The sequence below is a fragment of the Roseateles sp. P2_H4 genome (genome assembly GCF_056403315.1).
In genome coordinates, this window is sequence record NZ_JBFUFR010000006.1 from 169507 (window position 1) to 192769 (window position 23263).

Sequence of the window (23263 nt, forward strand, 5' to 3'; positions counted from 1 at the left end):
GAGAACCCTATGTCCACGATCCTGCAATCCGTTCCCGTCGGCCAGAAGGTCGGCATCGCCTTCTCCGGTGGCCTCGACACCTCCGCCGCCCTGCACTGGATGAAGCTCAAGGGCGCCCTGCCCTATGCCTACACGGCCAACCTCGGTCAACCCGACGAGCCCGACTACGACGAGATCCCGCGCAAGGCCATGCTGTAYGGTGCCGAGAAGGCCGTGCTGGTGGACTGCCGCGCCCAGCTCGTGGCTGAAGGCATCGCCGCTCTGCAGGCCGGCGCCTTCCACATCAGCACCGCCGGCGTCACCTACTTCAACACCACGCCCATCGGCCGCGCCGTGACCGGCACCATGCTGGTGGCCGCCATGCAGGCCGACGGCGTCAACATCTGGGGCGACGGCAGCACCTTCAAGGGCAACGACATCGAGCGCTTCTACCGCTACGGCCTGCTGACCAACCCGGCGCTGAAGATCTACAAGCCCTGGCTGGACCAGACCTTCATCGACGAACTGGGCGGCCGCAGCGAAATGTCGGCGTTCATGACGGAGAAGGGCTTCGCCTACAAGATGAGCGCCGAGAAGGCCTACTCGACCGACTCCAACATGCTGGGCGCCACGCATGAGGCCAAGGACCTGGAGTTCCTGAACAGCGGCATCAAGATCGTCAACCCCATCATGGGCGTGGCGTTCTGGCGCGATGACGTGGTGGTGAAGGCCGAACAGGTGTCGGTGCGCTTCGAGGAAGGCATGCCCGTCGCGCTGAATGGCGTCGAGTACCGCGACCCGGTGGCCCTGCTGGCGGAGGCCAACGTCATCGGCGGCCGCCATGGCCTGGGCATGAGCGACCAGATCGAGAACCGCATCATCGAGGCCAAGAGCCGCGGCATCTACGAGGCGCCGGGCCTGGCGCTGCTGCACATCGCCTACGAGCGCCTCGTGACAGGCATCCACAACGAGGACACCATCGAGCAGTACCGCGACAACGGCCGCAAGCTGGGCCGCCTGCTCTACCAGGGCCGCTGGTTCGACCCGCAAGCCATCATGCTGCGCGAAGCCGCCCAGCGCTGGATCGCGCGTGCCATCACCGGCGAGGTCGCCATCGAGCTGCGCCGCGGCAACGACTATTCGCTGCTCGACACCCGTAGCCCCAACCTGACCTATGCGCCCGAGCGCCTGAGTATGGAGAAGGTCGAGGACGCGCCCTTCAGCCCCGCCGACCGCATCGGCCAGCTGACCATGCGCAACCTCGACATCACCGACACGCGCGCCAAGCTGGGCATCTACACCGGCACCGGCCTGCTGGCCGGCGGCGGCCTGCCCAGGCTGGAGTAATTTCCCGGCCCACGCTGGCGGGGTCGCGGCGAATACTGTATAAATCCACAGTATTCGCTTTGAGGAGCCCACCATGTACAGCCAGTACCGTCAGAACTACGTCCCCGGCCGTCCCCTGCCCCTGTGGCTGCAGAAGCTGCTGAGCTGGCTGTAGGCGGCTTCAGAAGGCATCAAAAGGCGTCAGCCACGCGCAGGAAGCTCGCAAAGCGCGGCTTGCCACCAGTCGTCAGGTCACGATAGCGGTAGGTGACGGTGGCGCCGATCGGCGGCGGGTCGCGGCGCTGGGCCTCGCTGAAGCCGGTTCCCAGCTTGAAGCGAACACCCTCGGGCGTCTGCACTTTCAGGGCACCCAACTGGCCGGTGAGGTGGCCTTTGCCGGGCTCATGGCCGACGACCACCGCCTCGGCGTCGGCCACCGGTTTCAGCTTCAACAGCAGGTCGCTGCGACCCGAGGCCAAGGGCGCGTCGGCGCGATGCAGCATCAACCCTTCGCCGCCGGCATCGACCACCTGCTTGAGCCGGGCCCGCAGTTCCGCGTTGGAGTTGAGCCGCTGCTGGGGCACCGGCATGACGACGCCGCCGGCCATGGTCGCGAGCCTGGCGGCGCGGCGTTCGAAATCCCGCTCGCCCGCCGGCAGCTCGAAGACGCGGTAGCTGAGAAGCCGCCACTCCGCGGCCACCGGCTCCGCACGCCGCACCGTGGCCGACAGCGCATCGAAGCTGCGTCGCCCCATCCACAGTTCGCCATCGAGCGGCTGCGCGGGCAGCTCGGCCAGGAACCAGGCGGGCGCGGCAATGGGGCGGCCGCTGCGGAACTTCAGCAACTTGCCATCCCACAGCGCGCGCACGCCGTCGAGCTTCTCGCTGACGAGATAGGGTCGCGGGTCGATGCCGGCCGGCGCGTTCTTCGCCAGCAGCGGCTCCAAGGCCAGCGCCGGCAGGCTCAAGCTTCCGAGCCAGGCCAGCCACACGCGCCGGCTCAAGGTCATCCCATCCATGGCCATCCTCCGTTGCAACCGGAAGCAGCATGATCGATCCGACCGACAGCCCGCGGGCGGCAGGATTCACCTCTATAGGACCACCGGCTCCGGCTCCAGCCGGATGCCAAAGCGCCCGTAGACGCTTTCCTGGATGGCCCGCGCCAGCGTCACGACCTCCGCGCCGCGCGCGTCCGCCTTGTTGACCAGCACCAGGGCCTGTTTCTCGTAGACCGCCGCTCCGCCCACCGTCTTCCCCTTCCAGCCGCAGGCGTCGATCATCCACCCGGCGGCCAGCTTCACGCTTCCATCAGGCATGGGATAGTGAACGATGCCGGGGTCGCGGCCGATGATGTCGCGGCACTGCTCGGCCGTGACGACCGGGTTCTTGAAGAAGCTACCGGCGTTGCCGATGACGGCCGGGTCGGGCAGCTTGGCGCGGCGCACGGCGCAGATCCAGTCGTAGATCTGGCGCGCATCCGGCGCGGTGATGCCGGTCTCGGCCATCTTGCGCTCCAGCTCCAGATAGCCCAGCACCGGCTGCCAGGGCTTGGGCAGGCGAAAGCGCACCCGGGTGATGACGCTTTTTCCGGCCAAGCCGCCAAAATCGCTGTGCTTGAAGACGCTGTCGCGGTAGCCGAAGCGGCAGACCTCGGCCGGCAGCAGGGCCGGCCGGCCGGTGATGAGGTCCATCACCTCGACGGCCTCCAGCCTGTCCTTGACCTCGATGCCATAGGCGCCGATGTTCTGCACCGGCGCGGCGCCCACCGTGCCGGGGATCAGCGCCATGTTCTCCAGGCCCGGATAGCCGTGATCCAGCGTCCAGGTGACCAGCTCATGCCAGACCACGCCGGCGCCGGCCTCGACGATCCAGGCGTCGTCGCGCTCTTCCAACAGGCGGATGCCGGTAATTTCCACCTTCAGCACGACGGCCTCGACATCCCGGGTCAGCACCAGGTTGCTGCCGCCGCCCAGCACGAACTTCGGTGCGAGGCCCAGATCCGGGTGGTCGACCACCCGGCGCACATCGGCCGCCTCACGGATGCGCACGAGCCGCCGGGCCACTGCCGGCAGGCCAAAAGTGTTGTAGGGCTTGAGGTTGACGTCGGTCTCGACCTGCAGGCCGGGGGCTTCATTCGAGGGGGGCAAAGCGCTGTGGGGGGTGGCGGGCATGGGAAAATTTTCGCCGATTCATCTACCGGCCCTGCAAATGCCCAGCTTCGACACCGTTCTCGAGCCCGATCACGTCAAGATCCGCAATGGCGTGGACAACGCCATCAAGGAGATCGGCACCCGTTTCGACTTCAAGGGGACGGGCGCCAAGGTCGAGCTCAAGGACAAGGAAATCCACGCCACCGGTGACAGCGAGTTCCAGCTGGAGCAGATCGAGGTCGTGTTGTACGGCAAGCTGACCAAGCAGGACGTCGTCATCAGCTTCCTCGACAAGGCCGAGAAGATCGAGAAGCTCGGCGGCGACAAGGTGCGCCAGGTCTACAAGATCAAGGAAGGCATCGAAGCCACCCTCGCCAAGAAGATCGTGGCCTCGCTGAAGGAGAGCAAGCTCAAGGTCCAGGCCAGCATCCAGGGCGATGCCGTACGCGTCACCGGCAAGAACCGCGACGACCTGCAGACCGGCATCGCCCACCTGAAGAAGAACTTCAGCGACACGCCGCTCACGTACAACAATTTCCGCGACTGAGCATGCGCCGCTTCGTGGGGCTGCTGCCGCCCCTGCCCTTGCTACTGGTCTTTCTGCTGGCCTCGCTGCTGGTCTCGCACCAGGCCCTGGCCCAGCCCTTGCCGCTGCCGCCCGCCCAGGTGCAGCTCAACGGCATGCTGGGCTCGCGCGCGGCCCTGCTGGTCATCGATGGCCAGCCGCGCACCGTCGAGGTCGGCGCCAGCGTGCAGGGCGTCAAGCTGGTCGCCATCGAGGACGGCCGCGCCGTCGTCGAATATGGCGGCCGGCGCCAGGCGCTCACGCTGGGCGCAGCGCCGGGGCGCGTGGTCTCCCAAGGTGCTCCTGCGCCGCGCCAGATCATGCTGCCCGCGGGCCCCGGCGGCCACTTCACGACGATGGGCATGATCAACGGCCAGGTCACGAGCTTTCTCATCGACACGGGATCGACCTCAATCGCCATCGGCCAGGTCGAGGCCGAAAAGCTGGGCCTGCGCTATATGTACGGCAAGCGCATCGTCACGCAGACGGCCAATGGTGTCGTGCCCGCCTACCAGATCCAGCTGGCCAGCGTGCGCATCGGCTCGATCGAGGTCCGCGACGTGGATGCGATCGTCATCCCCGGCCTGATGAACCATGTGTTGCTCGGCAACAGCTTCCTGAATCGCTTCCAGATGCGGCGCGAGAACGACGTCATGACTTTGGAGTTGCGCTACTGAGAGGCGCGGGCAGGCTTCTGCAAGAATCCGGCGCCCCTCTCTTCGCCGGCCTGCCTCGATGACCCCTACACGCGCCCTGTTGCCCGCTTCGCTTCCCGGTCTGCTGGCCCTCCTGCTGATCGCCGGCGCACCTGGCGCTTTCGCCCAGGATGCCGCCAAGGCCTCGCGCTTCTACGAAGACGCGCTGCAGCGCTACGAGAAGCGCGACATCCCGGGCGCCATCGTGCAGCTGAAGAACGCGCTGCAGGCCGACAAGAGCCAGCTCCCCGTCCACGTGCTGCTCGGCAAGGCGCTGCAGGCCGACAGCCAGCCCGCGGCGGCCGAATTCGAGTTGGGGGAAGCCATCCGCCTGGGCGTCAACCGCGCCGAGGTCGCCGTCGCCCTGGCCATGGCGATGAACTCCCAGGGCAAGCAAACGCAGATGCTGGAAGACCCGCGCCTGCAGCCTGCCGGCCTGCCGCCCGGCATCCAGCAGCAACTGATGCTGGAGCGCGCGCTGGCCCAGTCCGACATGGGCGACACCAAGGCCGCCCTGGCCAGCGTGCTGGACGCGCGCGCGCTGAACACCAGCGACGTGAACAGCTGGATTGCCGAGATTCCACTGCGCGTGCGCAGCCGCCAGTTCGGTGAAGCCCATGCCGCGGCCGACCAGGCCCTCAAGCTGGCCCCCGACAACGCCGAGGCGCTCTACCAGAAGGCTTCTATCCACCACGCCGCCGGCCAGGTTTCGCTGGCGCTGGCCGGCTACGAGCGCGCCATCAAGGCCGAGCCCAAGCATGCCGAATCCCATCTCGCGCGCGCCGGGCTGCTGGTCGACCTGAACCGTGATGCCGATGCGCTGGCCGAGGTCAACGAGCTGCAGGTCCTCAAGCCCAATGACCCGCGCGGTTCCTACCTTCGGGCGGTGCTCGCCGAGCGCGCCAATGACCCGGCCACCTCGCGGGCCGCGCTGAAGAAGGTCACGGACCTGCTCGACCCGGTTCCCATCGAGTACATCCGCTACCGCACCCAGCTGCTGATGCTCAACGGCCTGGCCCACTACAGCCTGGGTGAGCTGGAAAAGGCCAAGCCCTTCCTCGAGCTGGCTTCACGCCAGCAGCCCGGCAGCCCGCTGGTCAAGCTGCTGGCTCAGGTCGCGCTGAAGGAACCCAACGTCAACCGCGCCATCGAATTGCTGGAGGCCTACGTCAAGGCGCGCCCCGGCGATGGCCAGGCACTGCTGATGCTGGCCTCGGCCCATATGAACCAAGGCCGGCATTCGCGCGCGGTTGCGCTGATGCAGGACGCCCTGAAGGCCAAGGACTCGCCGGAGTACCGCACGGCCCTGGGCCTGTCGTTGCTGCAGAGTGGCAAGTCCACGCCCGCCGCCGAGGAGCTCGCCAAGGCCTACAAGGCCGATCCCAAGCAGACCTATGCCGGCCTGGCGCTGATCACCCTGTATCTGCGCGAAGACCAGCCGGCCAAGGCGCTGGCGGTGGCCGAGGGCCTGGCCCGCGCCAACCCGAACAACGCGACCGTGCTGATGGTCCAGGCCTATGCCAAGGCCCAGTCCGGCGACTATCCGGGTGGCCGGGCGGGCTACGAGAAGGCGCTCAAGCTGGATCCCAAGCTGATGGAGGCCCGGCTCGGCCTCGTCCGCATCGACACGGTGACCGGCAACTTCGATGCAGCCAACAAGCGGCTGCGCGAAGTGCTGAAGAACGACGAGCGCAACACCAATGTGCTGTTCGAACTGGCCCTGCTGCACGAACGCTGGGGCAAGGACGAGGAGTCGCTGAAATGGCTGGAAAGCGCGGCCGAGGCCAGCAGCGCCCGCGAAACGCGCGCCAACTTCGCACTCGTGGCTTGGCATCTGCACAAGGGCCAGCCGGCCCGCGCCGTCGAGGCAGCCAAGGCCCTGCTGGCCAAACTGCCCGAAGACGTCGAGGCACTGCAGGCCTATGCCGGCGCCCAGGCGGCCAATGGGGACACGGCGGGCGCGAAGACGACGCTGACGAATGCGGCGCGCCGTGCGGCCTTCGATGCGCCTCGCCTGCTGGAGGTCGCTCGTCAGCAGATCAGCATCAAGGACTTCAGCGGCGCCTCCTACAGCCTGGACAAGGCATTGAGCGGCAACCCCGACTTCGTCCCGGCCCAGGCCATGCTGGCCAGTGTCGACCTCGCCCGCGGCGACGCCGCCAAGTCGGAGCAGCGCGCCCGCCAGGTCGTTCAAGCCGCGCCGAAATCGGCCATCGGCTACAACCTGCTCGCCGAGGTCGCGACCTACCGCGGCCAGGCCACGGCCGCCATCGATGCCTTGCGCAAGGCGCATGACATCGAGAAGTCCCAGGCCAGCCTGGCCCGGTTGATGCGCGCGGTGGGCGGCCAGAACGGTCCGAAGGCCGCCATCGAACTCGGGGAGAGCTGGCTCAGGAAAAACCCCAGCGACCTGGCCGTGCGCAACGCCGTGGCCGAGCAGCACCTGCGCCTGCGCGACTTCGCCGCCGCCCGCAAGCAGTACGACGCCATCCTCAAGCAACGCCCCAACCACGCTGAGACCTTGAACAACCTCGCCAATGTGCTGATGGAGTCCAAGGACCCCGGCGCCCTGGACATGGCCGAGCGCGCCTACAAGGTCGACAACCGCAATCCCAAGCTGATGGATACCGCGGGTTGGGCCAACCATCTCGCGGGTAAACCAGAACGCGCCCTGCAGTTGCTGCGCGAGGCGCGCCTGCGTGCTCCCGATGTTCCGGATGTCCGTTATCACCTGGCGGTCGTCCTTGCCCAGGCGGGCCGCAAGGGAGAAGCCCGGGAGGAGCTTGGCGCCGCCTTGAAGGGAAATGCGAACTTCGCCGCAGCGGACGACGCCAGAAAGCTGCTGGCCACCCTCAATTGAGGGGTCAAAACTCACCGCTTCGCTGTCGGTTGTTCTTACAATTTTTATCAAGCCGGTCAAAACGCAATATCAAGTCCTTGAACGGTAAAGAGATTTCAGTGCTGGCATTGAGTTTGCTTTTACCAAATCAGATTTGACCGCCGCTGGCGACAACAAAGGAAAAAACCGATGAAAGCCCTTTCCATCCGCATGACCGCTCTGACGGCGCTCATCGCAGGCCTGGCCTGGAGTGGTGCTGCTCAGGCCTACTGGAACCTTGACCCCAATACGGGTGCCACCGTCGCCACGAGCACGACGTTCGGCGAAAGCGGCAACGCTGCCTACACGGTCAAGATGTCGGGCTTCTATGTCGACAACACGCTGAACGGCTCCAACAAGCTGGCCGGCAACTGGACGGCGGGCACGCTGACCAACTTCGCAGGCAACGGCGAAGGCATGTACTCCGGCTCCGACAACGGCTCGCCCTATCACGCGCTGGACAACAACCAGAACACCGAAGGCGTGCTGCTGACCTTCAGCGCCACCACCGTGCTGTCCAGCATCGGCCTGGGCTTCACCGACAGCACCACCGCGAACGCGGAAGTGGCCTGCAAGAACAACTCCACCAGCGTCATCACCTACGCCGCCGGCACTTGCGGCGCCAACACGACGTCGCAGGGCAAGACGGTCGACGTCTCGCTGTTCCGCTGGACGGGCGGCGCCGCCCCGACGCTGGGCGGCACGGCTGCCGGCTCGATGGCAGGCTGGGAACTCGTCGGCAACTACGGCGACTTCATCAAGGACACGAACGACCCCTACAACGCCGTGAACGCGCAGGGCAAGACGTCCAGCTGGTGGCTGATCACGGCCTACAACAGCGGCTTCACGCAAAGCGCACAGACCGACAACCGCGGCTCGCTGACCAACGGCGACGACTTCTTCAAGCTCTACGCCGCCGCCGGCAGCAAGTGCCTGCAGGCCGTCAACGCCAACGGCGTTTGCGGTGGTTCCAACCAGAACGTCCCCGAGCCGGCTTCGCTGGCCCTGACGGGTGTCGCGCTGGCAGGTGTCTTCGGCCTGCGCCGCCGCCAGGCCAAGCTCGCCGCCTGACCCGAGTCATCTCGACTGAAAGCCGCCTCCGGGCGGCTTTCTGCTTTCTGGAAGCCAACTCGCTGTTCTGTCCCTGGCCGGACAGCCAGGATGCGAACGACCGTGCTAAAACGCGCGGATTCTCATCACGACAACACAGCGACGGGGACAGACCAATGGACCTCAATTTCACCGATGCGGAACTGGCCTTCCGCACCGAGGTGCGCGACTGGGTGCACGCCAACCTGCCGGCCGATATCGCCCACAAGGTGCGCAACGCGCTGCGCCTGAACAAGGACGACCTGCAGCGCTGGGCCAAGATCCTCGGCGCCAAGGGCTGGCATGGCTGGGCCTGGCCCAAGCAGTTCGGTGGCCCGGGCTGGAATGCCGTGCAGCGTCATCTGTTCGAGGAGGAATGCGCCCTCGCCTGCGCACCGCGCATCGTGCCCTTCGGCCCGGTGATGGTGGCGCCGGTCATCATGGCCTTCGGCACGCCGGAGCAGCAGCAGCGCTTCCTGCCCGGCATCATGAGCGGCGAGGTCTGGTGGAGCCAGGGCTACAGCGAACCGGGCTCGGGCTCGGACCTGGCCTCGCTGAAGTGCCGCGCCGAGCGGCAGGGCGACAAATACATCGTCAACGGCCAGAAGACCTGGACGACGCTGGGCCAGTACGGCGACTGGATCTTCTGCCTGGTGCGTACATCCACCGAGGGCAAGCCGCAGACCGGCATTTCATTCCTGCTCATCGACATGAAGACGCCTGGCGTCAGCGTCAAGCCCATCATCATGCTCGACGGCGAGCACGAGGTGAACGAGGTCTGGTTCGACAACGTCGAGGTGCCGGCCGAGAACCTGATCGGCGAAGAGAACAAGGGCTGGACCTATGCCAAGCACCTGCTCTCGCACGAGCGCACCAACATCGCCGACGTGAACCGCGCCAAGCGCGAACTGGAGCGCCTCAAGCGCATCGCCAAGGCCGAAGGGCTGATGGACGACGCACGCTTTCGCGACCAGATCGCGCTGTGCGAGGTCGACGTCGTGGCACTGGAGATGATGGTGCTGCGCGTGCTGTCGGGTGAGCGCACCGGCAAGCAGCCGCTGGACGTTGCGGGCCTGCTGAAGATCCGCGGCAGCGAGCTGCAGCAGCGCTACACCGAACTGATGATGCTGGCCGGCGGCCCGCTCGCCCTGCCCTATGTCCACGAGGCCATGGAAGCCGGCTGGCAGGGCGACCAGTGGCTGGGTGGTGCCTGGATAGGTGGCGCCGACCATGCCATCCCACTGACCGGCAACTACCTCAACGTCCGCAAGACGACGATCTACGGCGGCTCCAACGAAGTGCAACGCAATATCGTCGCGCAGACCGTGCTCGGCTGAGGGAGACAAGACATGGATTTCGATTTCTCTGAAGACCAGCAAGCCCTGCGCGATGCCGTGCGCCGCTTCGTCGACAAGGATTACGCCTTCGAGCGCCGCGTCCAGATCGAGCGCGCCGGTGGCTTCGATCGCGCCGCCTGGGACGGCCTGGCCGGCCTCGGCCTGACCGCGCTGGCCGTGCCCGAGGCCCATGGCGGCCTGGGTTTCGGTGCCGTCGAGGCGATGGTGGTCATGGAAGAGCTGGGCCGCGGCCTCGTCATGGAGCCGGTGGCCCAGGGTGCGCTGATCGCGCCGGCGCTGCTCAGCCATGCGCCGGACGCGCTGCAGGCCGCCTGGCTGCCGCGCATCGCCGGCGGCGAGGCCCTCGTCGTGCTGGCCCACCAGGAGGCCAAGTCGCGCTACCGCCTGAGCCAGGTCGCGACGCGCGCCGTCGACGGCAAGCTGACGGGCGTGAAGAGCCTGGTGCCGGCCGGCGATGTCGCCGACGCCTTCATCGTGCCGGCCCGCGTGGACGGCACTGACGGCATCGCCCTCTACCTGGTGGAGCGCTCGGCGGCCGGCTTACACACGCGGCCCTATTCGATCTACGACGGCTCCCGCGCCGCCGAAGTGCATCTGGACAACACCCCCGGCGAACTCATCGCCGGCCCCGAGCAGGGCCTGGCGCTGCTGGAGCTGGCGGCAGACATCGGCATTGCCGCCCAGGCGGCCGAGGCCGTCGGCGTCATGGAGAAGTACCTGGCGCTGACCGTCGAGTACCTCAACACCCGCAAGCAGTTCGGCGTCGTGATCAGCAGCTTCCAGGCGCTGCGCCACCGCGCGGCCGATGTGAAGATGCAGCTGGAACTGGCCCGCTCGATGAGCTACTACGCCACGCTGCGCCTGGGCGACGCACCCGCCGTGCGCCGCCGCGCGGCATCGCAGGCCAAGGTGCAACTCGGCAACTCGATGCGCTTCGTCGGCCAGCAATGCACGCAGATGCACGGCGGCATCGGCGTCACCGACGAGTATGTCGGCAGCCACTACTTCAAGCGCCTGACGGTCATGGAGATGCAATGGGGCGACACCCTGCATCACCTCGRTGAAGTCAGCGCCCGGATGCAGGACACTGCGGGGGTGTTTGCCTGACCCTGGAGGTCGCCGATGAAGATCCCTGCCATCCTGTTGTTCGCCGGCCTGCTGGCTGGCGCCGCCCACGCCCAGCAGATGAAGCCCGGGCTGTGGGAGTTCAAACAGACGCCCCAGCTCGACCCGGCGCGCCAGGCCCAGATGGCCCAGGCCCAGAAGGCCATGGAGAGCATGCCGCCCGAGCAGCGTCAGATGATCGAGAAGATGATGGCCCAGAAGGGCGTCAACGTCAGCATGTCTGGCGGTGGGATCACCATCAAGACCTGCGTCACCAAGGAGCAGGCCGAGCGCAACATGGCGCCGGTGAATCACCAAGGCAACTGCACGCAGGAGATCAAGCGCAGCGGCAGCACCATCCAGACGCATTTCGTCTGCACCGACCCAGCGTCGGAAGGCGACGCGACGGTCACGCTGCGCGGCAACGAGGGCTTCACCAACGACGTCACCATCCGCCATCAACGCCAGGGCAAGACCGAGACCACCAAGGTCAGCGGCGAAGGCCGCTGGCTGGGCGCCGACTGTGGCGACGTGAAGCCCATGCCCTCCCCCCAGGCCAAGTGAAGCAGAAGCTTTCGCAGATCCTGTTCAGCCAGGGTTTTGGTACACGCCGTCTGTGCGCCGGCCTGGTGTGGCATGGTGAAGTCAGCGTCAACGGCGAGGTCGTCGAGGAACCCGATACCGAGTTCGAGACCGAAGGGCTGCGCTTCACCGTCAACGGGCAGGAGTGGCCCGTCTTCGACAAGGCCCTGGTCCTGCTGAACAAGCCCGCCGGCTATGAGTGCTCGCAGAAGCCCAAGCATCACCCCAGTGTGCTGAGCCTGCTGCCCGCGCCACTGCGCGAGCGCGGCGTGCAGCCCATCGGCCGGCTGGACGAGGACACGACGGGCCTGCTGCTGCTGACCGACGATGGCACGCTGATCCACAAGCTGACCTCGCCCAAGCACCATGTGCCCAAGGTCTATGAGGCGCGCTGCAAGCATCCGCTGACGGCGGCCATGGTCGAGCAGCTGCTGGCCGGCGTGGAGTTGAAAGAGCCCGAAAGCAAGGTGCCTGGCAAGTTCCAGCGCCCTCCCGAGATCAGCAAGGCCGAAGGCGCCGAGATCGTCGACGAGACGCTGCTGCGGCTGACCTTGGTGGAAGGCAAATACCACCAGGTCAAACGCATGGTCGCCGCGGTGGGCAATCGCGTCGAGGCGCTGCACCGGCCGCAGTTCGGCGCGCTGACGCTGTCGGCCGACCTCAAGCCGGGTGAATGGCGCTGGATCGGCAGCCCGGACGAGGTCTGGGGACAATAGGGCCGATGCGAGTTTTCAGAGGTTTCCACCACCCCGGCATCGCCCCCGCCTGCGCGCTCACCATCGGCAACTTCGATGGCGTGCACCGCGGCCACCAGGCCATGCTGGCCCTGCTGCAGTCCGAGGCCCGCCACCGCGGTCTGCCGACCTGCGTGATGACCTTCGAGCCGCATCCACGCGACTTCTTCGCCGCCAAGGCTGGCAAGCCCGAACTCGCCCCTGCGCGCATCGCCAATCTGCGCGACAAGCTGGTTGAACTCGAGCGCTGTGGCGTCGACCAGGTCGTCATCCTGCGCTTCGACGAGGCCCTGGCCTCGCTGCCGGCCCAGGACTTCATCCGCCAGGTGCTGGTCGACGGCCTGGGCGCCCGCTATGTCCTGGTCGGCGACGACTTCCGCTTCGGCGCCAAGCGCCAGGGCGACTACGCGACGCTGGACGCCGCCGGCCAGGCGCGCGGCTTCGACGTCGCCCGCATGATGAGCTACGAGGTGCACGGCCTGCGCGTCAGCAGCTCGGCCGTGCGCGAGGCGCTTGCGGCCGGCGACATGGCCGCCGCCGCCTCGCTGCTGGGCCGGCCCTATGCCATCTCGGGTCATGTCACCCACGGCCGCAAACTGGGTCGCCAGCTCGGCGAGAGCGCCCCCGGCGCCGCCGATGGCTTTCGCACGCTGAACCTGCGCTTCGACCACGACAAGCCGGCTGCCCAGGGCATCTTCGCCGTCCTCGTCCACGGTCTGGCGCCCGAGCCCCTGCCGGGCGTCGCCAGTCTGGGCCGACGGCCCACCGTGGAGGATGCGGGGCGCGTGCTGCTCGAGGTCCACTGCCTGGAATGGCCCCTGGGTGCAGAGGGGGGCTACGGTAAACTCGCCCGCGTGGAACTGCTGCACAAACTTCGCGACGAAGCCAGGTACGACGGGCTGGACGCGCTCACGGCCGCGATTGCCGCCGACACCGAGGCAGCTCGCGCCTTCCTGGCCACCCACGCCGCACAGCGACGCCAGACCACGCGCGACCGAATTTGAAGCGGCTCCCAGCCGCTCTTCGCTCCGCCCTCCCCGACTTCTGAACGCCAGACCCGCCAGACTTTTCGTCTGGCCGCACGCCATGACCACCCCGGACTACCGCTCCACGCTCAACCTGCCCGACACGCCTTTCCCGATGCGCGGCGACCTGCCCAAGCGCGAGCCAGGCTGGGTCAAGGCCTGGGACGAGCAAGGCCTGTACAAGCGCCTGCGCGACGCGCGCTGCGGCGCGCCGAAGTTCGTGCTGCACGACGGCCCGCCCTATGCCAATGGCCAGATCCACATCGGCCACGCCGCCAACAAGATCCTGAAGGACATGATCGTCAAGGCGCGCCAGCTGGCGGGCTTCGACGCGGCCTACATCCCCGGCTGGGACTGCCACGGCCTGCCCATCGAGAACCAGATCGAGAAGACCTTCGGCCGCGGCCTGCCGCGCGACGAGGTGCAGGCCAAGAGCCGCGCTTACGCCACCGAGCAGATCGACGGCCAGCGCCAGGACTTCAAGCGCCTGGGCGTGCTCGGCGAATGGGACAACCCGTACAAGACGATGAACTTCGCCAACGAGGCCGGCGAGATCCGCGTCTTGAAGCGAATGTTCGAGCGCGGCTTCGTCTACCGCGGCCTGAAGCCCGTCTACTGGTGCTTCGATTGCGGCTCGTCGCTGGCCGAGTTCGAGATCGAGTACGCCGACAAGCAGAGCCCGGCCGTCGACGTGGCTTTCCTGAGCGCCGAACCGGAAAAGCTCGCTGCGGCCTTCGGCGTCGCGCCGCTGGCCAAGGAAGCCTTCACCGTCATCTGGACGACCACGCCCTGGACCATCCCGGCCAACCAGGCGCTCAACCTCAACCCCGAGCTGCCCTATGCGCTGGTCGACACGCCCAAGGGCTACTTCGTCGTTGCCGAGGCGCTGGTGGAGAAATGCCTGACGCGCTGGCAACTGGAAGGCAGCGTCGTCGCGACCACGCCGGGCCGCTCGCTGGAACTGCTGAAGTTCAAGCACCCGCTCGCGCACGTCGACCCGGGCTACGACCGCGAAAGCCCGGTCTACCTCGCCGACTACGCGACGGCCGAGGACGGCACCGGCGTCGTCCACTCCGCGCCCGCCTATGGCCTGGACGACTTCCAGTCCTGTGTCGCCCACGGCCTGGCCTTCGACGACATCCTCAACCCCGTGCAGGGCAATGGCGCCTATGCCGCCGACCTGCCGCTGTTCGGCGGCCAGCACATCTGGAAGGCCAACCCCGTCATCGCGCAGGCACTGCTGGACGCCGGCCGCCTGATGGCCCAGAGCAAGCTGACCCACAGCTATCCGCATTGCTGGCGCCACAAGTCACCCGTCATCTACCGCGCCGCGGCCCAGTGGTTCGTTCGCATGGACGAGGGCGACGGCCTGTTCACGACGGCCAAGGCACCCCAGAGCCTGCGCAAGACGGCACTGGCCGCCATCGAGGCGACCAGCTTCTACCCCGAGAACGGCCGCGCCCGCCTGCACGACATGATCGCCGGCCGGCCCGACTGGTGCATCTCGCGCCAGCGCAGCTGGGGCGTGCCCCTGCCCATCTTCCTGCACAAGGACACGGGCGAGGCGCACCCGGACACGCTGGAGTTCATCGAACGTGCCGCCCAGCTGGTCGAGGCCAACGGCATCGAAGCCTGGTCCAAGCTCGACGCCGCCGAGTGGCTGGGCACGGAAGCCGTCCACTACACCAAGGGCCAGGACATCCTGGACGTCTGGTTCGACTCCGGCTCGACCTTCGAGCATGTGCTCAAGGGCAGCCACAAAGGCGCCGGCCACGACAGCGGCCCCGAGGCCGACCTCTACCTCGAAGGCCATGACCAGCACCGCGGCTGGTTCCACTCGTCACTGCTGATCGCCTGCGCCCTCTACGGCCGCGCACCCTACAAGGGGCTGCTGACCCATGGCTTCGTCGTCGACGGCCAGGGCCGCAAGATGAGCAAGTCCATGGGCAATGTGGTCGCGCCGCAGGCCGTGTCGGACAAGTTCGGCGCCGAGATCCTGCGCCTGTGGACGGCCGCGACCGACTACTCCGGCGACCTGGGACTGGACGAAAAGATCCTCGCCCGCGTCGTCGACAGCTACCGCCGCATCCGCAACACGCTGCGCTTCCTGCTCGCCAACGTCAGCGACTTCGATCCCGCCACGGACAGCGTCGCCGCTGAAGACCTGCTGGAAGTGGACCGCTACGCGCTGGCCCGCGCCGCCGAGCTGCAGACGGACATCCTGGCGCACTTCGAGCGCTACGAGTTCCACCCGGTGGTTTCCAAGCTGCAGGTCTACTGCTCCGAAGACCTCGGCGCCTTCTACCTCGACGTGCTGAAGGACCGCCTCTACACGACCGCACCCAAGAGCCTGGCGCGCCGCTCGGCACAGACGGCGCTGTGGCAGATCACGCACGCCATGCTGCGCTGGATGGCGCCCTTCCTGAGCTTCACGGCCGAGGAAGCCTGGGCAGTCTTGGGCAAGGGCGAGAGCATCTTCACCGAGACCTATTGGAACTTCGGTGCCACCGATGCCTCGCTGCTGGCCAAGTGGAATCGCATCCACGAGATCCGCGACGAGGTCAACAAGGCCATCGAGGCGGTGCGCACGACGGGTGCCGTCGGCGCGTCGCTGCAGGCCGAATTGGTGCTCAAGGTCAACGAGCAGGACCAGATGCTGCTGAGCAGCCTGGGCGACGACCTGCGCTTTGTCTTCATCACGTCGGCCGTACGCCTGGCTTCAGCGGGCGAACTGGGCGTCGTCGTCACGCCCAGCAGCCACGCCAAGTGCGAGCGCTGCTGGCACTACCGCGCCGACGTCGGCAGCAATGCCGCCCACCCGACGCTGTGCGGGCGCTGCGACAGCAATCTGCACGGCGCGGGCGAAACCCGCACAGTTGCCTGACCTCGCTTACGGGAAAGCAGGAATATTGGGTTCCACCCCCTCGAAGTGCGCTTCGGGGTGGGTGCGTTCCAGTAGTTCCTCGATCTCGGTGATGCGCGAGCGCGGCACGTCGACGATGAGCAGGTATTGCCCTTCCTCGATCGCCTGCTCGAAGCGTTTCAGGCGCCGGCTCGGCGTCGAACTGCCGATCATGCTGGACGACCAGGTGCCCAGCATGGCGCCCACCGCGGCCAGGCCGATGACGACCGCTGCGGGCGAGGCCGCGCTGATCGCCAGGGCCGCCGCGACGCCGCCCGCCGCACCCAGGCCGGAACCGATCAGCGCCCCGCTCTGTGCGGCCTCGACGAGGTCCGAGGTCTGCAGCACATTGGCGGCATGCAGGCCGTCCATGGACGCGCCCTCGGCGGCGACGAAGTGGATGTGGTGCTCGGTGATGCGGGCGAGCAACAACTCGTCCATCGTGCGCCGGGCGCTGCTCAGGTGGGGCAGCAGCCAGTAGATGCGCTTTCGCATGGTGTCCTCCTGCGAGAAGGGAGAGTTCCTCTTCTACGCCGCTTCTCCTGCGCCTACAAGCCCCGGCCCGGCGGCAAGTTACATTGGCGGCCCTCGCCTCGCGACCCCTATTCCATGCCTTCTCGCTCGTCGTCCTCATCCTCCGGCCTGACCCACTGGCTGCTGATTGCCGCCCTCATCATCCTGGCCGACCAGCTCACCAAGGTGCTCATCCTGCGCACCTTCCAGCTCGGCGACGTGCACCCGGTCACCAGCTTCTTCGACGTGGTGCGGGCCCACAACTTCGGCGCCGCCTTCAGCTTCCTGCATGGCGCCTCGGGCTGGCAGCGCTGGTTCTTCCTCGGCCTGGGCCTCGTCGCTGCCGGCTTCATCATCTGGATGCTGCGCCGCCACGGCCACCAGAAGCTGTTCGCCTGGGCGTTGACGCTGATCCTGGGCGGCGCGCTGGGCAATGTCATCGACCGCGCCATCCACGGCTACGTCGTCGACTTCATCCAGGTCCACGCCGGCGGCTGGTACTTCCCGGCCTTCAACGTGGCCGACAGTGCCATCACCGTCGGGGCCGTGCTGCTGATCCTGGACGAACTGCGCCGCGTACGCCGCGGTTGAGCGCACTAGTTCACGGGGCGCAGATGTGACGAGCGGTGACAATCGCGCGCCTTCTCGCCGCCACCGATGCTCCTCGACTTCGCCAGCCTGAGCCACTACGACTGGCTCGACGTTCCCCTGTGGGTCTTCGACCCCGAACAACAGCGCAACCTCTGGGCCAATGCCGCGGCCCTGCGCTTCTGGCATGCCGACAGCGCCGAGGAGTTCCTGTCGCGTGACTTCTCCGAACATGGCGACGCCGTGCGCGAGCGCCTGGCCGTCACGGCAGCCGACCATGCCCAGGGCAAGATCGTCCGCGAGCAATGGACCCTCTATCCCAAGGGCGAGCCGACGACGGTGATGCTGGTCTCGCGCGGCATGCGCACGCCAGAGCGCCGCCAGGTCATGCTGTTCGCGGCCGACTCCCTCGGTGGTGGCGCCGACCTGTCCATGCTGCGCGGCGTCGAAGCCCTGCAGCACACCTCGGTGCGCATTGCCGTGTTCGGCCTGGTGAACCAGCATCAGGGTGAATTGCTGATGCGCAACCCGGCCGCAGCCCTGACCTTCGGCGACACACCGCCTGGCCCCGGCCAGAGCGAGTTCACCCGGCTGTTCGCCCACACCGGCGACGCCGCCAGCATCCTCGGCCGCGTGCAGCGCGGCGAGAACTGCCGCCAGGACGTCGAACTGCTGACCCTGGCCGGCCTGTGCTGGCATGCGCTGGACGCGCGGCCCATGCGCGACCCCGTCACCGGCGACACCGTCATGCTCTTCAATGCGCGTGACATCGCCGACCTCAAAGCCAGCCAGGTGGCCCTGGTCGCCGCGCGCGAGGCCGCCGAGACAGCCAGCCAGGCCAAGAGCAGCTTCCTGGCCAATATGAGCCACGAGATTCGCACGCCCATGAACGGCGTGCTCGGCCTGACCGAACTCGTGCTGCAGACGACCGAGCTCGACGAGCGCCAGCGCCGCTTCATCGGCATGGCCCACCAGTCCGCCAAGGGCTTGATGACCATCATCAACGACCTGCTGGACGTGGCCAAGATCGAGGCCGGCCGCATCGTCATCGACGAGCAGCCCTTCAGCCTGCACGACTGCCTCGGCGAGTCACTTCAACCGCTGCTGCTGCAGGCCCATGACAAGGGCATCCAGCTGCATGCGCGCGTGCAGCCCGGCGTGCCGTCGTGGCTGGTGGGCGACGCGCTGCGGCTGCGCCAGGTGCTGATCAACCTGATCGGCAATGCCCTCAAGTTCACCGAACGTGGCGAGGTCCGCATCGAGATCGCGATGGCTGACGCGCACGAGAGCGACGGCCCCGACCGCCTGCGCCTGCGCGTGGCCGTCACCGACACCGGCATCGGCATGACGCGCGACCAGATCGGCCAGATCTTCGATCCCTTCACGCAGGCGGACGGCAGCATCACGCGCCGTTACGGCGGCACCGGCCTGGGCCTGACCATCGTGCAGCGCCTGGTCAGCCTGATGGACGGCGAGATCACCGTGGAGAGCGAGCCCGGCGTCGGCTCCAGCTTCAGCTTCGAACTGCAGCTCGGCCGCGTGCCGGCCTGAAGACTTCAGGGCAGCAGCACGGCGCTGCCCAGCAGTTGGCGGGCTTCCAGGTCGCGATGCGACTGGGCCGCGTCGGCCAAGGCATAGCGCTTGTCGATGCGGATCTTGACCTTGCCGCTCGCCACCATCTCGAACAGCTCGTCCCCCATGGCCTGGGTGGCCTCGCGCGTGGCGATGTGCGTGAACAGCGTCGGCCGCGTCACATACAGCGAGCCCTTGGCCGCCAGCGTGCCGACGCTGAACGGAGGCACCGGGCCGGAGGCGCCGCCGAAGCTGGCCAGCAGACCGAAGGGCGCCAGGCTGTTCAGCGAGCCTTCCCAGGTGTCGGCGCCGACCGAGTCGTAGACGACCTTGACGCCGCGCCCGCCGGTGATCTCGCGCACCTTGGCAGCGAAGTCCGTGTCACGGCGGTAGTTGATGGCGTGCGTCGCACCGTTGTCGAGGGCAAGCTGGCATTTTTCGTCGCTGCCCGCGGTGGCTATGAGCTGCAGGCCCAGCGCGCGGGCCCATTGGCAGGCGATCAAGCCGACGCCGCCGGCCGCCGCGTGGAAGAGCACGAAGTCGCCAGCCTGCAGCCCGCCCTGAGGCAGGGTCTTGCGCAGCAGGTATTGCACCGTCAGGCCCTTGAGCATCATGGCCGCGCCGGTCTCGAAGGAGATCGCGTCGGGTAGCCTGAGCACGCATTTGGCGGGCATCACACGGGCCGTTGCATAGGCGCCGGGCGGGTTGCTCGCATAGGCAGCACGGTCGCCCGGCTTCAGATGGGTGACGCCCTCACCCACCGCCTCGACAACGCCCGCGCCTTCCATGCCCAGGCGGGCCGGCAGTGGCAAGGCGTAACTGCCGTTGCGGTGATAGACGTCGATGTAGTTGAGGCCGCAGGCCTGGTGGCGGATGCGGATCTCGCCAGGCCCGGGCGCGCCGACCTCCACGTCCACCAGCTTCAGCTGCTCCGGGCCTCCCGGAGCCTCGATGACGATGGCCTTTTCACTCATGCGACGTCTCCTGTTGCGAGGTCGGCTATCGTGCCAGCCCTTTGCATCTCTCGCCGTCGTTGATGAAACTGACCCCACGCCTCGCTGTGCTGCTGACGCTGCCGCCCCTGCTGTGGGCCGGCAATGCCGTCGTCGGCCGCCTGGTGCGCAACGACATCCCGCCGATGGCGCTGAACGCGCTGCGCTGGCTGATCGCCTTCCTGCTGCTGGCACCGCTGGCCCGCCGTCTGCTCGCCGACCCGAGTGAGGCCCTGAAGCGCTGGCGCGGCCTGGCCTGGCTGGGCTTCCTGGGCATGGGTTGCTACAACTCGCTGCAATACCTCGCCCTGCACACCTCATCGCCGCTGAACGTCACGCTGATCACCGCCAGCATGCCGGTCTGGATGCTGGGTGTAGGCGCCATCTTCTACGGCGTGAAGCCGACCCACCGCCAGCTTGGCGGTGCGGCCCTGTCCCTGGTCGGCGTGGCCGTCGTCATCGCGCGCGGCGACCCCGCCGCCTTGTTGGCCGTGCATTTCGTGCCCGGCGACCTGCTGATGCTGGTGGCCCTCTTCACCTGGGCCATCTACTCCTGGATGCTGGCCCGGCCCGCGCCCGGCCTGAGAGCTGGCGAGCGGCCGGACTGGAACTGGGCCGAGTCGCTGATGTCGCAGCTGATGTTCGGCGTCGTGTTCTCGGGCGTGGCAGCCGGCGTGGAGCAGGCCGTCGCGCCGGCGCCCATCCACTGGAGCCCCGCTCTCGTCGCCGTGCTGGCCTATGTCGCCATCTGTCCGTCGCTGATCGCCTACCGCTGCTGGGGCCTGGGCGTGGCCGAGGCGGGGCCGGCCCTGGCCAGCTTCTTCGTCAACCTGACGCCGGTGTTCGCCGCCGTCATCTCGGCGGCCCTGCTGGGTGTCGCGCCCGCCTGGTACCACGGCCTGGCTTTCCTGCTGATCGCCGCTGGCATCGTCGTCTCCTCGCGCTGATGCAGATTCTGTACGCCGGCGATCGCCTCGTCGTCATCGACAAGCCGGCCGGCCTGCTCAGCGTGCCGGGCCGCATCGAGCCGGACTGTGCAAGTGCGCGTGTGCAGGCCCTGTACCCCGACGCCCTCATCGTGCATCGGCTCGACCAGGCCACCTCGGGGCTGCTGCTGTTCGCACGCGGCCTCGATGCCCAGCGCGATCTCAGCGCCGACTTCGCCGAGCGCCGCATCGGCAAGCTCTATGTCGCCGTCGTCGCCGGCCGTCTCGAGGGCGAAGGACTCATCGACCTGCCGGTCGGTGCGGACTGGCCCAACCGGCCGCGCCAACGGGTCGACCACCAACACGGCAAGCCCTCACAGACGCGCTGGCACGCCCTCGCCCATGAAGGTGACCAGACGCGCGTCGCGCTGGAACCGCTGACCGGCCGCACCCATCAACTTCGCGTCCACCTCGCCGCCATCGGTCACGCCATCCTCGGTGACACGCTGTATGCCGAGCCCGACCGCGCCGCCGCCAGCCCTCGCCTGCTGCTGCACGCCAGTGAACTGCGAATCGGCGACCATCACTTCACCTGCCCACCGGAGTTCTGAGCCATGCATCTCTACATCGTCACCGGCAGCTCACGCGGCCTGGGCGCCGCCCTGGTCCAGCAACTCACGCAGGCCGACCACACCGTCATCGGCATCGCGCGCAAGATCAACCCTGCGCTGCAGGCCGAGCAGTGGACGCTTGATCTCGCCGAACCGAGGGTCGCCGCCGACCGCCTCCAAACCTGGCTGCGCGCCCACACCGGCTGGCAGAGCGCCACGCTGATCAACAACGCAGCCCTGCTCAGCGAGCCCGGCTCGCTCGCCGCGACGGACCTCTCGGAGCTGTCCGCCGCGCTGCGCGTGGGGCTGGAGGCRCCCACGCTGCTGAACCGCGTCTTCCTGGCGGAAACGGCCGGCCTGCCCCAGCGCCGCATCCTCAACATCTCCTCCGGCCTGGGCCGGCGCGCCATGGCGGGCAGCGCGGCCTATTGCGCCATCAAGGCCGGGCTGGACCACCTTAGCCGCGCTTTGGCACTGGAAGAGCCGGATGTCGGTGTCGTCTCGCTGGCACCCGGCGTCATCGACACCGACATGCAGGTCCAGTTGCGCGGCGCCGATCCCGGCCGCTTCCCTGAGCAGACGCGCTTCCAGGGCTTGAAGGACGACGGGCAGTTGCAGACGGCGACCGCCACGGCAGAAGCGATAGTTCGGTTTCTCATGCGGCCAGACTTCGGAAAAACCGTCGTATCAGACATCCGAGACGCTTGAAAATCCTGATCCGAGCCCCACAACCAGAGGCTCGTTCCCCATCTTCTGGAGACTCGCTTGAACCGCATCTTTGCAGTGACCCTCGCCACCCTGCTGGCTGTCACGCTGCCCGCCCATGACGCCGAGGCCAAGCGCCTGTCTGGCGGCGGCATGAAGCGCAGCGTGCCCACCCAGACCGCGCCACAAACGCCACCCGCGCAGCAACCGGCGCCGCAGCAGGCCGCCCCCAACAAACAGGCCGCCGCGACACCCACGCCCCCCGCCGTGGCGCCCAAGCGTTCCTGGCTCGGCCCCATCGCCGGCCTGGCGGCCGGCCTGGGCCTGGCCGCGCTGGCCAGCCACTTCGGTTTCGGCGGCGAGCTGGCCAGCATCATGACCATGGTGTTGCTGGGCCTGGTGGCGGTCTTCGTCATCCGCTTCCTGGTGCGCCGCTTCGCGTCACCCAAGCCGCAACTCGCCGGCGCAAACGGCGCCAGCTTCCGGGAAGCTGAGCCCGCCTGGAATGCCGCGCCCGCAGCGGCCGCCGGCTCCGTGGCCGCTGTGCCAGCAGACTTCGACACGGCCGGCTTCGAGCCGCTCGCCAAGCAGGTCTTCATCCGCCTGCAGGCCGCCAACGATGCCGGCGACCAAGCCGACCTGCGCCGCTTCACGACGCCGCAGATGTACGCCAGCATCCAGAGCGAACTGCTGGAACGCGGCAGCCAGACGCAGCGCACCGAGGTGCTCAAGCTCGACGCCCGCGTCGTCGACGTCGCGACCGAAGAGGGCCAGCAGATCGTCTCCGTGCGCTTCTCGGGGCTCGTGCGCGAAAAGAGCGAGCAGGCCGCAGAGGATTTCGACGAGATCTGGCATCTGGTCAAGTCCGGCGAGGGCTGGCTGATCGCCGGCATCCAGCAGACGGCATGACCCGCGTCACAGCGGGTTAGACCCGAGATCAACCGGATCGAGAATGGGCGCTTCGAGCGC

At 67.7% G+C, this 23263-nt stretch carries 21 protein-coding genes; 17 read left to right on the forward strand and 4 right to left on the reverse strand.

Features of this window, described 5'->3' with window-relative positions:
* The first annotated feature begins 9 nt into the window (after positions 1 to 9).
* On the forward strand, positions 10 to 1326 hold the full coding sequence (gene argG, locus AC1DW3_RS06865; protein WP_477929867.1) for an argininosuccinate synthase: 1317 nt from the start codon (positions 10 to 12) through the stop codon (positions 1324 to 1326).
* 170 nt (positions 1327 to 1496) lie between these two features.
* On the opposite strand, the gene AC1DW3_RS06870 is transcribed toward argG, so the two are convergent.
* Positions 1497 to 2324, reverse strand: a complete 828-nt coding sequence (locus tag AC1DW3_RS06870) for a DNA ligase (protein WP_477929869.1) — start codon at positions 2322 to 2324, stop codon at positions 1497 to 1499.
* Between the two features lie 72 nt (positions 2325 to 2396).
* On the reverse strand, positions 2397 to 3476 hold the full coding sequence (murB, locus tag AC1DW3_RS06875; protein ID WP_477929871.1) for a UDP-N-acetylmuramate dehydrogenase: 1080 nt from the start codon (positions 3474 to 3476) through the stop codon (positions 2397 to 2399).
* A 37-nt stretch (positions 3477 to 3513) separates the two neighbouring features.
* Between murB and AC1DW3_RS06880 the strand changes: the two genes are divergently transcribed.
* The 10 genes from AC1DW3_RS06880 (at position 3514) to ileS (ending at position 16369) form a co-directional block, all read left to right on the forward strand.
* A complete protein-coding gene (locus AC1DW3_RS06880) occupies positions 3514 to 4002 on the forward strand; it encodes a YajQ family cyclic di-GMP-binding protein (RefSeq protein WP_477929873.1) in 489 nt (162 codons plus the stop codon).
* A gap of 2 nt (positions 4003 to 4004) precedes the next feature.
* Positions 4005 to 4697 (forward strand): retropepsin-like aspartic protease family protein, encoded by a 693-nt coding sequence (locus AC1DW3_RS06885; RefSeq protein WP_477929875.1) that lies wholly within the window; start codon positions 4005 to 4007, stop codon positions 4695 to 4697.
* A 79-nt stretch (positions 4698 to 4776) separates the two neighbouring features.
* Positions 4777 to 7575, forward strand: a complete 2799-nt coding sequence (gene prsT, locus AC1DW3_RS06890) for an XrtA/PEP-CTERM system TPR-repeat protein PrsT (protein WP_477929877.1) — start codon at positions 4777 to 4779, stop codon at positions 7573 to 7575.
* A 168-nt stretch (positions 7576 to 7743) separates the two neighbouring features.
* Positions 7744 to 8664, forward strand: coding sequence for a PEP-CTERM sorting domain-containing protein (locus AC1DW3_RS06895; protein WP_477929879.1), 921 nt, complete (start codon positions 7744 to 7746; stop codon positions 8662 to 8664).
* 155 nt (positions 8665 to 8819) lie between these two features.
* A complete protein-coding gene (locus AC1DW3_RS06900) occupies positions 8820 to 10019 on the forward strand; it encodes an acyl-CoA dehydrogenase family protein (protein ID WP_477929881.1) in 1200 nt (399 codons plus the stop codon).
* A 12-nt stretch (positions 10020 to 10031) separates the two neighbouring features.
* Positions 10032 to 11147 (forward strand): acyl-CoA dehydrogenase family protein, encoded by a 1116-nt coding sequence (locus AC1DW3_RS06905; protein ID WP_477929883.1) that lies wholly within the window; start codon positions 10032 to 10034, stop codon positions 11145 to 11147.
* A gap of 15 nt (positions 11148 to 11162) precedes the next feature.
* Complete coding sequence (locus tag AC1DW3_RS06910; protein ID WP_477929885.1) at positions 11163 to 11708, forward strand: DUF3617 domain-containing protein; 546 nt, start codon at positions 11163 to 11165, stop codon at positions 11706 to 11708.
* Positions 11705 to 12442, forward strand: coding sequence for a pseudouridine synthase (locus tag AC1DW3_RS06915; protein WP_477929887.1), 738 nt, complete (start codon positions 11705 to 11707; stop codon positions 12440 to 12442). Before AC1DW3_RS06910 ends, AC1DW3_RS06915 begins: the two co-directional genes overlap by 4 nt.
* Before the next feature lie 5 nt (positions 12443 to 12447).
* Positions 12448 to 13464 carry a bifunctional riboflavin kinase/FAD synthetase gene (locus AC1DW3_RS06920; protein ID WP_477929889.1) on the forward strand — a complete coding sequence of 339 codons (1017 nt, stop codon included), beginning with the start codon at positions 12448 to 12450 and terminating at the stop codon, positions 13462 to 13464.
* Between the two features lie 82 nt (positions 13465 to 13546).
* The gene (gene ileS / locus AC1DW3_RS06925) at positions 13547 to 16369 is read left to right on the forward strand and encodes an isoleucine--tRNA ligase (RefSeq protein WP_477929891.1); all 2823 of its coding nucleotides are present in this window, start codon (positions 13547 to 13549) and stop codon (positions 16367 to 16369) included.
* A gap of 6 nt (positions 16370 to 16375) precedes the next feature.
* On the opposite strand, the gene AC1DW3_RS06930 is transcribed toward ileS, so the two are convergent.
* Positions 16376 to 16882: a DUF1269 domain-containing protein gene (locus tag AC1DW3_RS06930; RefSeq protein ID WP_477929893.1), complete on the reverse strand. Its 507-nt coding sequence runs from the start codon at positions 16880 to 16882 to the stop codon at positions 16376 to 16378.
* 114 nt (positions 16883 to 16996) lie between these two features.
* On the opposite strand from AC1DW3_RS06930, the gene lspA reads away from it, so the two are divergent.
* Together lspA and AC1DW3_RS06940 are read left to right on the forward strand one after the other, a co-directional pair.
* A complete protein-coding gene (gene lspA, locus AC1DW3_RS06935; protein WP_477929895.1) occupies positions 16997 to 17491 on the forward strand; it encodes a signal peptidase II in 495 nt (164 codons plus the stop codon).
* A 66-nt stretch (positions 17492 to 17557) separates the two neighbouring features.
* Complete coding sequence (locus AC1DW3_RS06940; protein ID WP_477929897.1) at positions 17558 to 19039, forward strand: ATP-binding protein; 1482 nt, start codon at positions 17558 to 17560, stop codon at positions 19037 to 19039.
* 5 nt (positions 19040 to 19044) lie between these two features.
* Here AC1DW3_RS06940 and AC1DW3_RS06945 read toward each other — a convergent pair whose 3' ends face one another.
* Complete coding sequence (locus AC1DW3_RS06945; RefSeq protein WP_477929898.1) at positions 19045 to 20034, reverse strand: quinone oxidoreductase family protein; 990 nt, start codon at positions 20032 to 20034, stop codon at positions 19045 to 19047.
* Positions 20035 to 20096: 62 nt separating this feature from the next.
* Between AC1DW3_RS06945 and AC1DW3_RS06950 the strand changes: the two genes are divergently transcribed.
* The 4 genes from AC1DW3_RS06950 to AC1DW3_RS06965 are packed head-to-tail and all read left to right on the forward strand — an operon-like array spanning position 20097 to position 23203.
* A complete protein-coding gene (locus AC1DW3_RS06950; RefSeq protein ID WP_477929900.1) occupies positions 20097 to 20999 on the forward strand; it encodes a DMT family transporter in 903 nt (300 codons plus the stop codon).
* Positions 20999 to 21589, forward strand: coding sequence for a pseudouridine synthase (locus tag AC1DW3_RS06955; protein ID WP_477929902.1), 591 nt, complete (start codon positions 20999 to 21001; stop codon positions 21587 to 21589). The genes AC1DW3_RS06950 and AC1DW3_RS06955 overlap by 1 nt, the downstream gene beginning before the upstream one ends.
* A gap of 3 nt (positions 21590 to 21592) precedes the next feature.
* On the forward strand, positions 21593 to 22297 hold the full coding sequence (locus tag AC1DW3_RS06960; protein WP_477929904.1) for an SDR family NAD(P)-dependent oxidoreductase: 705 nt from the start codon (positions 21593 to 21595) through the stop codon (positions 22295 to 22297).
* 57 nt (positions 22298 to 22354) lie between these two features.
* Positions 22355 to 23203, forward strand: coding sequence for a Tim44 domain-containing protein (locus AC1DW3_RS06965; protein WP_477929906.1), 849 nt, complete (start codon positions 22355 to 22357; stop codon positions 23201 to 23203).
* Positions 23204 to 23263 lie beyond the last annotated feature (60 nt).